Origin of the sequence: Cupriavidus sp. L7L, assembly GCF_004353535.1 — a bacterium.
Taxonomy (GTDB): Bacteria; Pseudomonadota; Gammaproteobacteria; order Burkholderiales; family Burkholderiaceae; genus Cupriavidus; species Cupriavidus oxalaticus_A.
The window spans coordinates 16,216-28,313 of the sequence record NZ_SMNY01000055.1; the positions used below are offsets into that span (position 1 = coordinate 16,216).

Annotated in this window: 12 protein-coding genes and 1 pseudogene; 6 read left to right on the forward strand and 7 right to left on the reverse strand. The window is 60.2% G+C overall.

Translation table 11 applies throughout. The annotated features are described in order from the left end of the window. Nucleotides 1-33: 33 nt before the first annotated feature. The 4 genes from E1J61_RS33965 (at nt 34) to E1J61_RS39010 (ending at nt 3,628) form a co-directional block, all read left to right on the forward strand. The gene (locus tag E1J61_RS33965) at nt 34-396 is read left to right on the forward strand and encodes a DUF485 domain-containing protein (protein ID WP_133098214.1); all 363 of its coding nucleotides are present in this window, start codon (nt 34-36) and stop codon (nt 394-396) included. Continuing rightward, complete coding sequence (locus E1J61_RS33970; protein ID WP_133098215.1) at nt 393-2,030, forward strand: cation acetate symporter; 1,638 nt, start codon at nt 393-395, stop codon at nt 2,028-2,030. The genes E1J61_RS33965 and E1J61_RS33970 overlap by 4 nt, the downstream gene beginning before the upstream one ends. 116 nt (nt 2,031-2,146) lie before the next feature. Next, on the forward strand, nt 2,147-2,842 hold the full coding sequence (locus E1J61_RS33975; RefSeq protein ID WP_243737089.1) for a TetR/AcrR family transcriptional regulator: 696 nt from the start codon (nt 2,147-2,149) through the stop codon (nt 2,840-2,842). Between the two features lie 354 nt (nt 2,843-3,196). Next, a complete protein-coding gene (locus E1J61_RS39010; protein ID WP_133098216.1) occupies nt 3,197-3,628 on the forward strand; it encodes an Imm50 family immunity protein in 432 nt (143 codons plus the stop codon). Between the two features lie 578 nt (nt 3,629-4,206). Here E1J61_RS39010 and E1J61_RS33985 read toward each other — a convergent pair. Next, nucleotides 4,207-4,566, reverse strand: coding sequence for a hypothetical protein (locus E1J61_RS33985; protein ID WP_133098217.1), 360 nt, complete (start codon nt 4,564-4,566; stop codon nt 4,207-4,209). Nucleotides 4,567-4,943: 377 nt separating this feature from the next. On the opposite strand from E1J61_RS33985, the gene E1J61_RS33990 reads away from it, so the two are divergent. Both E1J61_RS33990 and E1J61_RS33995 read left to right on the forward strand, forming a co-directional pair. After that, nucleotides 4,944-5,327, forward strand: coding sequence for a hypothetical protein (locus tag E1J61_RS33990; protein ID WP_133098218.1), 384 nt, complete (start codon nt 4,944-4,946; stop codon nt 5,325-5,327). Nucleotides 5,328-5,806: 479 nt separating this feature from the next. Next, complete coding sequence (locus E1J61_RS33995) at nt 5,807-6,235, forward strand: hypothetical protein (RefSeq protein ID WP_133098219.1); 429 nt, start codon at nt 5,807-5,809, stop codon at nt 6,233-6,235. A gap of 350 nt (nt 6,236-6,585) precedes the next feature. Here E1J61_RS33995 and E1J61_RS34000 read toward each other — a convergent pair. The 6 genes and pseudogenes from E1J61_RS34000 to E1J61_RS34025 all read right to left on the reverse strand — a co-directional run. After that, a pseudogene (locus E1J61_RS34000) lies at nt 6,586-7,479 on the reverse strand (CoA ester lyase). Between the two features lie 247 nt (nt 7,480-7,726). Next, nucleotides 7,727-9,196, reverse strand: coding sequence for an NAD(P)(+) transhydrogenase (Re/Si-specific) subunit beta (locus E1J61_RS34005; RefSeq protein WP_133098220.1), 1,470 nt, complete (start codon nt 9,194-9,196; stop codon nt 7,727-7,729). After that, nucleotides 9,193-9,549: an NAD(P) transhydrogenase subunit alpha gene (locus E1J61_RS34010; RefSeq protein ID WP_133098221.1), complete on the reverse strand. Its 357-nt coding sequence runs from the start codon at nt 9,547-9,549 to the stop codon at nt 9,193-9,195. Before E1J61_RS34010 ends, E1J61_RS34005 begins: the two co-directional genes overlap by 4 nt. Before the next feature lie 10 nt (nt 9,550-9,559). Next, a complete protein-coding gene (locus E1J61_RS34015) occupies nt 9,560-10,678 on the reverse strand; it encodes a Re/Si-specific NAD(P)(+) transhydrogenase subunit alpha (protein WP_133098222.1) in 1,119 nt (372 codons plus the stop codon). 78 nt (nt 10,679-10,756) lie between these two features. Then, on the reverse strand, nt 10,757-11,023 hold the full coding sequence (locus tag E1J61_RS34020) for a hypothetical protein (protein WP_371704961.1): 267 nt from the start codon (nt 11,021-11,023) through the stop codon (nt 10,757-10,759). A 298-nt stretch (nt 11,024-11,321) separates the two neighbouring features. Beyond that, nucleotides 11,322-12,098: UxaA family hydrolase (locus E1J61_RS34025; RefSeq protein ID WP_133098223.1), on the reverse strand; the 777-nt coding region annotated here is incomplete at its 5' end.

Here is a 12,098-nt window from a genome sequence, read left to right on the forward strand (position 1 = left end):
CGGTCTGGAACCACAAACATTCGGAGACAAAGCATGCCTCACGCCGCCCCCGCCCCTTACCCAACAGATCTCGGCCCGGTCGGGATCGATCCGCCGGTACCACACCCCATGCTGAGCGAGCCCGCCTTCGAGCGCCTGCACCGCATGCGACGCCGATTTTCGTGGACGCTCACCGCAGCCATGCTGGCCGTCTACTTCGGCTTCATTCTCACGCTGGCGTTCCGGCCGGACCTGCTCGCCCTGCCGTTGACTCCCGGCCAGCCGATGAGCATCGGCATACCGGTCGGCTTCGGCATGTTTGCGTTCACCTTTGCCCTGGTGGCCATCTACGTGCATCGCAGCAACACCGTCTACGACAGGATGATCGCGGACATCTGCAAGGGAATTCAGCCATGAAACGCCTATTGATCACGGCTGCCGCGCTGGCAGCAACCACGCCGGCCTGGGCGGCGACGCCTCCGGTCGGCCAGGGCCTCAACCTGATTGCCATCGGCATGTTCTTGGTATTTGTCGCGGCGACCCTCGGCGTCACGCGCTGGGCAGCACGGCGCAATCACAGCGTTGCCGACCACTACGCGGCGGGCGGCAAGATCACTGCGATGCAAAATGGCTGGGCCATCGCCGGCGACTATATGTCGGCAGCGTCCCTGCTCGGTATCTCGGCGCTGGTGTTCACGAGCGGCTACGACGGCCTGATCTACTCGATCGGCTTCCTGGCTAGCTGGCCGATCATCCTGTTCCTGATCGCCGAGCCGCTGCGCAACCTCGGGCGCTACACGCTGGCCGATGTCCTGTCCTATCGCCTCAGGCAGCGCCCAATTCGCGGCTTCTCGGCATCGAGTTCGATCGTCATCGTGCTCCTGTACCTGGTCTCGCAGATGGTTGGCGCCGGCAAGCTAGTGGAATTGCTGTTCGGCTTCAACTACACCTCGGCGGTCGTGCTGGTCGGCGTGCTCATGGTCGTCTATGTGTTCTTTGGCGGCATGCTGGCCACCACCTGGATCCAGATCATCAAGGCGGTCTTGCTGCTGGCCGGTTGCGCATTCATGGCTTACATGGTGTTCAGCCGCTTCGGCTTCAGCATGAACAGCCTGTTCGACCATGCCATTACCGCGCACGGCAAGCACGAGGCGATCATGCGTCCTGGCGGTCTGGTTTCCGATCCGGTCTCCGCTGTTTCACTGGGGCTGGCGCTGATCTTCGGTACGGCTGGACTGCCGCACATCCTGATGCGCTTTTTCACCGTCGGCGATGTCAAGGCCGCGCGCAAGAGCGTGCTTTATGCGACCGGCATCGTCGGCACCGGTTATGCCATGATCATCGTGATCGGATTTGGCACGATCGCGCTGGTGGCGCAGGATCCCCTGTACCACAATGGCGCGGGCGCAGTGATCGGCGGGGTCAACATGGTGGCCGTGCATCTTGCGCACGCAATCGGTGGCAATGTGTTCCTCGGCTTCATCTGCGCCGTGGCGTTCTCGACCATTCTGGCTGTCGTGGCAGGTCTGACGCTCGCCGGATCCTCGGCGATCTCGCATGACCTCTATGCCACGGTCATCCGTAAGGGACAAGCGTCCGACAAGGACGAGCTGCGAGTCTCCCGCATGACCACACTTGTGCTCGGCGTACTGTCGATCCTGCTCGGCATCCTGTTCGAGAAGCAGACCATCGCGTTCATCGTCAGCCTGACTTTCTCAATCGCGGCAAGCTCCAATTTCCCCGTACTGCTTCTGTCCATTTACTGGAGGGGACTGACCACGCGCGGCGCGGTGGTCGGAGGGATGCTGGGCCTCGTGACCGCCGTTGTCCTGACGATCCTGAGTCCTACAGTCTGGGTACAAGTGCTGGGACATGCATCGGCAATCTATCCGTACGAGTATCCTGCGTTGTTTTCGATGCTGGTGGCATTCCTCGGCATCTACGTGTTCTCCGTGACAGACCGATCGCCGCGCGGTGCATGGGAGCGCGAGGCCTTCCAGAATCAGCGCGTAGCTTGCGAACTGGGACTCGGCAGCAAAACCGCCGGCTAACCTGTCCCCATGATGAGAAGCGGGCGCCGCAGGCTTCTGCGGGCCCATCTTCTCATTTATCGCCCGATTGGTAGAATCCTGACATTATCCGCATCACCACTGCGAGAAGAAGCGTCATGGAGACCAGCCCTGCATCGGCCGAGGAAGATACCCCCGTCAAAGCGTCCAGGCGGCTGCTGCCCGAGGAGCGCGAACAGCAGATTGTGGAAAAGGCGATCGAGCACTTCACCCGGAACGGCTTTGGCGGGAGTACCCGCGAACTGGCCCGCCAGATCGGGGTTACGCAGCCGCTGCTCTACCGCTACTTCCAAAGCAAGGATGCACTGATCGAGCGCGTCTACAACGAAGTCTTCCAGTGGCGTCCAGGCTGGGAGGGGCAGATCGCTGATCGCTCGTTGCCGCTAACGGAACGGCTTCACGCCTTCTACCTCGATTATTCGTCGGTGATCCTTCGTGAAGAGTGGATTCGCCTGTTCATCTTTGCCGGTCTCACGCACGAAGGCATCAACAAGAAGTATCTCAGCAAGCTGCGCAGCAAGGTGTTCCTTCCGGTCCTGGCCGAGGTCAGAGAGGAATTCGGCATTCCCGCACCGCGTAATGCAGCCGAAACCGAAGCTGAGATCGAGATGATCTGGAGCCTGCATGCGGCCATTTTCTATATCGGCGTGCGCAAGTGGATCTATGGCCTCAAGGTGCCGACCGACATGGATGCCGTGATCCGACGTCAGGTCGATATGTTCCTGAACGGAGCTGCGGCGGCCATACGTGCGATGCGTACGGGCACGCCCTCAGCCGCCACTTCTGCTGTGTGAATGGCTACCCCGCTCATTGGGAGACCGTCTACGTGTGCCTGACCTCCCCGCGCTGATCGCACGGTCCGACGGAAGCGTCCGGCCACAAGACGTCGTGCGATCGCTCCTACCTTGAGACATTCGGCCGTCCGCCGCATTCACAAAGCAGCCGTTTGAAAGCAGCCATGTGCACGTCGCCTCCTATACCACGCCCCTTCGGCATCCTGCGGGCAGCAGCATCGCTTGGTTCCTGTGTTATGCAACGCACGCGCAAGCCGGCCAGCCCTCGTTATGCTTCAATTGCCGAATATATCTGGGATAGCCGCCGCCGAATACCGGAGGGGCGAAGCAATTTCCAGACTTTGGAGGTGAGCTATGGGCGTAGACATTTCCGGAGGTGAGTCGGGTCAGACGTTGGTACAGAACAGCCACTTGGTCCTGAATGCGTTTGGCTACTGGCCAGCCTTTCACGACTCTGAGGTTGTCACCTTCTGCATTAGGATTGCTGAAGAAGCAGGCGGGTACGTGGCTGATGCAACTATTGCAGTACGGCATGGCGGCCAGGACAATTCAAAGTGGACGGGTTCAGGCGAAGATCGGATCGTTGAATTCCTATGCCGAGATATAGCTGAGACCAACATCAATCTCAATGGACTGTCTGGCGGTGCATGGCTGGACGAGATCGTTATATCGAGGCAAAAGAATGATCGCCTTAGCTTTGATATGAGGCCCCTCGCCGGCTTTGACGTTCGGTTCAATTGTCGATCTGTGGAGATCCTTGGGGTTGGCCCGGTGCCCTCCACTTGATCAGTACTGGGTGCCTTTGAGTTCAGCGACCGGCGGCGGTTGTACGTCGGAAGCAGTCTTTGCGCCGTCCTGCGTCCGAAAGGCGGTTCAGGATCGTCTAGAGACAACCGGCGAAATTTCGAGATCATGAAACTATTTATGGGGACCAGAATTCGCCGCTATCACCGGCGAAGTCCAGCCTCGATCCCCTCCCTTGAATTTTTCCAGCGGGGCTAAGAAACGTCTTTCGCGCGCAGGGGCCGTCGCTTACCTTTGCACCAATCTCCGCAGATAACGGCGCGTTATCGTGCCCTATCCCTCCTCCCGCGTTGCTGCTTGCCCTTCATCCGAACGCCGCTCGGTGACGCACCCCGTTGCTCCGAGTGGACGGGAAACGCAACGGCGACGGCCAGCAAGAACCGACCGCTTTGCCGCTGACGGAAGTCGCTTCCCGGCCAAGAAGAGACCTTCGACTGACGCGTCGCGCGGACGTTCAGGAGGCAACCTCATTCAGCAAACGGTCATTCGATTGCAGAGGGCCGCGTCGCGCCATCGGCCATCACGGTCTTCCTCGCATGTCTAACTCTCAGATCAACATGCTAAGCGCGATTATTCTCTGATACACCGTTCGCCACAGCCGCATTCGCCTTCAGCCGCTGCGCGGCATTGTAGATGCGATCCTTTACATCTTGTGGCTGGTCGTGGAACCAACCCCAAGCGGTTTCCCAATCATCAAACTCGCGCACTTCAGCGGCGGAATACGCCAAGTTCAGGGTCAAGAGGTCGGCCATCCGCTCCCCAAAGACCCGTTGGCGCTCGGCATCAATCGCACACAAACGATCTATTTCATCTCTAGCCTTTCGCATCGTAGAGAACCTTCCGGTAGTCGCCAATCCATCCCGAAGCACGATGTAATTTCCGTCTCGCATTCCAACGGAATATTCCCATTGTTGCGTCATCTTCCCCTCCTTCTGTTCAACACTCAGCGCCTTCTATGATAATAGACGGCGCACGTTCACCGGCATCTCCGCTCGCATATAGCCAACAAAAAGCTACGTAGAGGCGCCACGTTGAAGCTGGGCTGGCGACGCGGGCCTGTTTGTACGCGGGGGCTACTAAACGCTGCTGAGCAGTCAGTCAGCTTGATCGCGCAAGATAGGAAGACACAACGGGTCGGTAGTCGCCGCTGGCGCTGAGAGTGCCTGCCAGGTAGACCGGAGGGTCGAGACTGGCCAGAAGCAGGCATTGACCATGCTTGCCCATAGCAGACAGACATAGGTAAGTTCATACTATGGTACTTAAGACATCACGATTAGCACCCACTTACACTGGCAAGATGGACAATACCGTTATCACCGCATTAGTTGCTGCTGTTTCCGCTGTCGTTGGCGGTGTTATTACTGGAGTCGTTGCCCCCGTCGTCAAGCATCGGCTTGAAGTGGCTGTAGCGGAAAAGTCTCGCAAGCGAGAGCAAATTGCAAAATGGCGGAAGATGGTCATTGAGGTAGATGGCACCGCAAATGGCGATGCCAGCCCGGGAGAAACCCTTCAGCTTCACCCTGAATACATTACTCTCGAACCGTTCCTCACTGATGCTGCTCGCACAGTGGCGTACCAGGAGAATCGTACGCTAGTGGTTGGCCAGGCATTGAGTCTACCGCTTGAAACCCTGAAGGACGAAATCGCCCGCATTGAGAAAATGTGGAGACTTCACGAGTGACATGGAAAATGCCATACAAGTGAAACCTATCCTCCGTATGCCGGGAAGAGACAAACGATGAACGCCGCGCCATCGGGGCCACAACGGCAGGCGCCATCGTTACGACACTCTAGCTAATGTCTCGTGTTCATTCGAAACCGGTCGTCCGCCGCCCTTCTTGCGGGATGGCCGCTCGGGGTCGTAATGCGCCGGTCAGCTCCTCTCAACTTGGCCCTCACGACGTTTGGACTTGAGCGGGCGGTTGCTCCGCTACGGCGGACCTTGCGCAACGGCCTGATTCGGGCAGCCACTCCCGAGCAGCGCCGCTTTTGGTCAGGCACACCTTCGAATTTTTTGAAGAAGTCAAAAACGCCAACCCTTGCCGGTTAGCTGGCGAACACTGTATATTTATACAGTTGTCGTCGCATCGCGGAAAAGCTTGCTACTAAAGCCAAGCCTGCGCGGCGTCTGCGCTTTCTCTTCCCCACCGAAAGGCAATCATGTTTGTGGACCGCACCGAAATCATCAACGCCGCCAAGGCACTGCGCGCCAGCCAGGAAGAATCCAGGTACAGCAAGCTCGTCGCGCTCGCGAACAAGCAACTCAAGGCAATGCAAACGGCAATCCAGAGGGGTAAGGAAGAATTCGAGACCAGACTGGTACTCGACATCAACGAAGACAATCCGCAAGCAGCGCTGGAACCGCGCGCACAACGGCTAGCCGACGACCTCAGAGCGCAGGGCTACATCGCAACGGTAACCACGTTTGCCGAGGTCAGCACCGACCGCAAGAACTGGACGCCGAATATCACTGTCGTCATTGGTCTGGGCGACATGGTTTCGGAAGTCGACAACGCGATAGCGGAAAGCACGGTGACCGACGAGACGGAAGTCGCGCTGGCTGGCGAAGCTGCCAGTGAAATGGCCTGACAGCGGGCGGGCAATCCGAGATAAGGCACGGCATCACGGGGCTTCGCGCACGGTCGCGTGCGTGATGGCTGTTCCTACAAGGGAAATCTGCACGCGATTTACCAGTGGCACCCGACGAAGGAAACTGTGGCGTATAAGGACGCAATAGACTGCGTCTTGATCGAACGAGGATTGTCACCACGCATGGCGGATCTCACTGGGAGTGATCACGGCTCGCGCCGGGAGCGTGTGCGCGGCTATCCCTGCTGACTTCATCGAGGTCGGCGATCGGCCATTTACGGACGCTCACCCACTGCTTCAAGCGGATATTCGAATGGCGCACTTACATTGGAAACCCGCCATTCGGAAACTCAGCCTTCTCCCTCAACGTGGGAGAGAATTCGATGGGCTAGTCGTAAATGCGGTCGGTCGACCATAGCGTTTCCAAGCCTCGCCACACCTGAGGCACCGACGCTTGAGAACGCACTAACAATTTCCCTCGCCCATCGGACCTCTTCCTCCTGGGGCGTAAAGGCCTCATTTATTGCGCGGATGTGGGAGGGATGAGCTGCAGCCTTCGCAGTGAATCCGTCGCGCTTTGCTCGCGCTGCTTCTTGACTGATATGCGACGGGTCGGCAAGGGTCGTGCTGACAGCATCGATTGCATCAATGCCGGCTTGCGCGGCTGCAAGCAAACACATCGTGCGCGCCACTGAGAACGGGGCAGTCAACTCACCGCCAGCATAAGATGAGAACGCGCCGAGGTCTGCAGCCAGATCGTCTACGCCCCACATAAGCGCCTGGAGGCGCATCGGAGCGTTTCGATAGGATGAAAGCCCAAATACGCCTTCCTATGATTCTGTCGCCATGGCAATGACGGCCGTCTCCCACTTGTCATCCAGAAGAGCAACCTCGAACGCCGCAAGAAAATCGCAGATTCTATGCACATCCTGAACGCTGCGGCATTTGGGCAGCACGATCGCATTAGGACAATGCGGCATGACGGCCGCCAAATCCTTCAGCAGGTGGCCGGATGAAAGGCCATTGACACGCACAAGTAGGGCTGCGGTCGTAGAACATCGCGCTCGCTGCAAAAAGGCAGCTAACTTTATTCGAGCCTCGTCTTTGCCATGCTCTGGCACGGCGTCTTCCAGGTCGAATACGAGGCCGTCAGCATCGGACCTAAGGGCTGCGGCCAACTTTCTGTCGCTATCAGCCGGAACGAAGAGTAGGGACCGCAGTCGATGGGGCAAGGCCGGATGCATTCTCGTTGATCTCCTGAGGTGCGCCGAGTTGTCTAGCAGCCCGAAGCGGCTCCCTTTGACTCTGATGGCGCAAGTTGGAAGGATATGCGGAAGCGCACGATCGAACTGCACCTTACCCGCCGCATATGACTCTTCGACGACACGGCTTATCTCACTTCCACAAGATCGGCGAGAGGTGCCGCTCGTCCAACTGGGCCCGGGGAGATGCTCAGATAAGCACGACACCGGTCCCGGAAACGCCAGCTATTCAATCCACCGCCTTGAACATATCCTCGACCACTTTCTTGGCGTCTCCGAATACCATCATGGTCTTGTCCATGTAGAACAACTCGTTGTCCAGCCCGGCGTAGCCGGCGGCCATCGAACGCTTGTTGACGATAATGGTCTTGGCCTTGTAGGCCTCCAGGATCGGCATGCCCGCGATCGGCGACTCCGGGTCGGTCTTGGCCGATGGATTCACGACGTCGTTGGCGCCGAGCACCAGCACCACGTCGGCCTGCCCGAACTCGCTGTTGATGTCTTCCATCTCGAAGACCTGGTCGTATGGCACCTCGGCCTCAGCCAGCAGCACGTTCATGTGCCCCGGCATGCGGCCCGCCACCGGGTGGATCGCATACTTCACGGTCACGCCCTTCTCGGTCAGCTTCTCGGTCAGTTCCTTCAGTGCGTGCTGGGCACGCGCCACGGCCAGTCCGTAGCCGGGCACGATGATCACCGTCTCGGCATTGCCCATCAGGAAGGAGGCATCATCGGCCGAGCCCGACTTCACATTGCGGTGGGCCTGCGAGCCGGCCGCGCCAGCCGCCGTCGCATCGCTGCCGAAGCCGCCCAGGATCACGTTGAAGAACGAGCGATTCATTGCCTTGCACATGATGTACGAGAGAATCGCACCGGACGAACCCACCAGCGAGCCGGCAATGATCAGCATAGGGTTGTTCAGCGAGAATCCGATGCCCGCCGCCGCCCAGCCCGAATACGAGTTCAGCATCGACACCACCACGGGCATATCGGCCCCGCCGATTGGGATGATGATCAGCACGCCCAGCACGAAGGCGATGGCCAGCATCACCAGGAAGGGCAGCCAGTCCTGCGTCATGAAGAACGCGATGCCGAAGCCGACCATCGCGACCGCGAGCGCCAGGTTCAGCATGTGCTGGCCGGGGAATACCACCGGTGCGCCCTGGAACAGGCGGAACTTGTAGCGCCCGGCCAGCTTGCCGAACGCGATCACCGAACCGGAGAAGGTGATGGCACCGACAAAGCAGCCGATGAACAGCTCGATGCGGTTGCCCAGCGGAATCTCGTGCGATCCCGCCGCTGCGATGCCAAATGCGGCAGGCTCCGCGACGGCTGCCACGGCAATGCACACCGCGGCCATGCCAATCAGCGAGTGCATGGCCGCCACCAGTTCGGGCATCTTGGTCATCTCGACCTTCTTCGCCACATAGGCGCCGATGCCGCCGCCGACCACCAACCCCGCGAGAACCAGTGCCAGGCCGGAACCTGAGCCCGCGCCACCGTCGGCGGCAAGGAACTCGCTCTTGAGCTTGGCAATCAGCGCCACCGTGGTAAGCGCCGCCACCGCCATGCCGATCATGCCGAAGGCATTGCCCTTGCGAGCCGAAGCCGGATGCGAGAGGCCCTTCAATGCCTGGATGAAGCAGACCGACGCCCCCAGGTAGAACAGCGTCACCATATTCATGGACAGGGCATTCATCGCGGCATCTCCACCAGTCCTGCGCCAGCGTGCGCCGGCGCGTTTGCCTCGGCCTTCACCTTGGGCGCCTTCTTGCGGAACATCTCCAGCATGCGTTGCGTGACCAGGAAGCCGCCGAACACATTGACCGCGGCCAGCGCCACAGCCAGCGTGCCCATCGTGCGCCCAACGCCGCCCTCGGTCAGGCTGGCGGCCAGCATCGCGCCGACGATGATGATGGCCGAGATCGCGTTGGTTACCGCCATCAGCGGCGTATGCAGGGCGGGCGTGACGGTCCAGACCACGTGGTAGCCCACGTAGATCGCCAGCACGAAGATGATCAGGTTGATCACCGTGTGGTTCACCATTTCCATCGAACTCTCCTTAACAGGCCAATGCCTCTTCTTCCCGCCGCGTCATCAGGCAGGCGGCGACGATGTCGTCGTCCGGGTTGAGCGTGAACTGGCCTTCCTTGTCGATGACGAGCTTGAGGAAGTCCAACACATTGCGGGCATAGAGCGCCGAGGCGTCGGCCGCGACCATGCTGGCGAGATTGGTGTGCCCGACCAGGATCACGCCATGGCGCTCGACCACTTCGTCGGCCACGGTCAGCGGGCAGTTACCGCCCTGCGCGGCGGCCAGGTCGACCACCACCGAGCCCGGCTTCATCTGCTTGACCGTGTCTTCCTGCAGCAGCACCGGCGCCTTGCGGCCCGGGATCAGAGCAGTGGTGATGATGATGTCGGCCTGCTTGGCGCGCTCGTGCACCAGTTCCGCCTGGCGGCGCATCCAGTCCGTCGGCATCGGCCGTGCATAGCCGCCCTCGCCCTGCGCGATCTCGCGCTCTTCATCGGTAATGAAGGGCACGTCCAGGAACTTGCCGCCGAGAGATTCGATCTGCTCCTTCACGGCCGGGCGCACGTCCGAGGCCTCGATCACCGCGCCCAGCCGCTTGGCCGTGGCGATGGCTTGCAGGCCCGCTACGCCGGCGCCGAGGATCAGCACCCGCGCTGCCTTCACCGTGCCTGCGGCGGTCATCAGCATCGGCATGAAGCGCTGGTAATGGTGCGCGGCGACCAGCACGGCCTTGTAGCCGGCGATATTGGCCTGCGAGGAAAGTACGTCCATGCTCTGCGCGCGCGTGGTGCGCGGCGCGGCTTCGAGCGCGAACGCCGTGATGCCGGCGGCGGCCATGCGCGCCTTATTTTCGGCATCGAACGGATTGAGCATGCCGACCAGCACCGCACCCGGCTTCATGTGAGCCAACTCGGTGATCTCGGGCGCGCGCACCTTCAGCACCAGTTGCGCGCCAAGCGCCTCGACGGCGCTGCCGATGTGTGCGCCCGCGGCCTCGTAGGCGGTGTCTGGCTGGCTGGCCCGTACCCCGGCACCCGCCTGCACCACGACCTGATGGCCCTGTGCGACGTATTTCTTGACCGTCTCCGGCGTGGCGGCGACTCGAGTCTCGCCGACTCGTGCTTCTTGAGGGATGCCGATGTGCACGTTACTTTCCTGTTTTGATTACGTTAAACCTCTGCAAAAGACCGGCTTTCTTGCTCCTTAATTACCGGCGACTTGCTGTCACTCAACTGTGATGTGTTTCTCTTCCATGAGCTTTGCCCACCGCGTCACTTCGGCGCTAAAGTACTCGGCGAACGGCAGGCCGTTCTGGGGTGCCAGCGTAAAGTCCGCTGCGATTATGCGATTGCGTACGGTTTCAGATGCCAACATGCGAGAAGCGGAAGTGGCAACCTTGTCGACAATTGGGCGCGACGTGCCAACGGGCATCAGCAAACCAGTCCAGTTTTCGACAATCACCGGATAGCCGACCTCGGTCACGGTTGGCAAGTCAGGCAGCAGTGGATACGCGTGGTCAACGCCAGGGCGCGCAGCTTGCCTGACTTCACATATGCCAGCGACTCTGGAGAATTGAAGAAGAGCACCTCGATCTGACCGTGAGTGCTGCGGCGCAGTCAGCAGCCCCGCAGCTACCTGGGTGCTACGAAGATCAGCACCGGGGCACCACTAAGAGCCTCGACCAGGTGTTGCGCATGCCGACTTAGCCCGGCTCGTCCCGTAACGAAGCCGGGTGTCAGCACCTGCACCGCGAAGGGGTTCATGTCTTCACTGATGCAGTGCAGTATCGTTACGCGGACTCGTGGATGCGGGTCAGCACGAACTCACGATGGCCGAGCGCCTCAGCCGCAGTCCAGCGGCCATTGACAGTCTCCAGCATGCATTCCAGCAGCTTGTCGCCAGTCTGGTCCAGCGTCTGTTCGCGTTGCAGCAGCCCCGAGCAGTCCACGTCCATGTGCTCGCTCATGAGACGCACTGTACGCGGGTTGGCGCACAGCTTGATGACGGGGACGATCGGGTTGCCGATCACATTGCCTTGGCCGGTCGGGAAGAAGTGGACGACATAGCCGGCAGCGGCGCAGAGCGTGACCATCTCGGCAGCAGCCGAGGATGAGTCCATGAACCAGAGGCCCGGATGGGTCGGCTCTTCTGCCTTATCCAATACACCATCGACGGTGCACTTCTTACCAATCTTCTGGATGTTGCCGAGCGCCTTCTCCTCAATCGTGGTGAGACCTCCAGCGATATTTCCCTTGGTCGGCTGCGACTCGGAAAGGTCTGAGGTCTTCCAGCGGTCGATCATGCCCTGGTAGCGCTCGAACATTTCCATGAACTTACGGCGCACGTCGTCGTTAGCGCAACGGGCGGCGACGATGTGCTCGCCGCCAGTCAGCTCTGAGGTCTCGCCGAACACCAGGGTCGTGCCAAGCGGATGGAGCTTATCGAAGGCATTGCCAACCGTCGGGTTGGCACCGCAGCCGGAAGTAGTGTCCGACTCGCCGCACTTGGTCGACACCCACAGTTCGCTGATCGGGCACTCGACGCGTTGCAGTGCAGTGGCGTACTG

What these genes read in the sequence shown, in the direction of transcription:
- E1J61_RS33975 (WP_243737089.1), top strand. Translation starts at nt 2,147, where the DNA reads ATGGAGACCAGCCCTGCATCGGCCGAGGAAGATACCCCCGTCAAAGCG.
- E1J61_RS34010 (WP_133098221.1), bottom strand. Translation starts at nt 9,549, where the DNA reads ATGGAAATGGTGAACCACACGGTGATCAACCTGATCATCTTCGTGCTG.
- E1J61_RS33965 (WP_133098214.1), top strand. Translation starts at nt 34, where the DNA reads ATGCCTCACGCCGCCCCCGCCCCTTACCCAACAGATCTCGGCCCGGTC.
- E1J61_RS33985 (WP_133098217.1), bottom strand. Translation starts at nt 4,566, where the DNA reads ATGACGCAACAATGGGAATATTCCGTTGGAATGCGAGACGGAAATTAC.
- E1J61_RS33995 (WP_133098219.1), top strand. Translation starts at nt 5,807, where the DNA reads ATGTTTGTGGACCGCACCGAAATCATCAACGCCGCCAAGGCACTGCGC.
- E1J61_RS34005 (WP_133098220.1), bottom strand. Translation starts at nt 9,196, where the DNA reads ATGAATGCCCTGTCCATGAATATGGTGACGCTGTTCTACCTGGGGGCG.
- E1J61_RS39010 (WP_133098216.1), top strand. Translation starts at nt 3,197, where the DNA reads ATGGGCGTAGACATTTCCGGAGGTGAGTCGGGTCAGACGTTGGTACAG.
- E1J61_RS33990 (WP_133098218.1), top strand. Translation starts at nt 4,944, where the DNA reads ATGGACAATACCGTTATCACCGCATTAGTTGCTGCTGTTTCCGCTGTC.
- E1J61_RS33970 (WP_133098215.1), top strand. Translation starts at nt 393, where the DNA reads ATGAAACGCCTATTGATCACGGCTGCCGCGCTGGCAGCAACCACGCCG.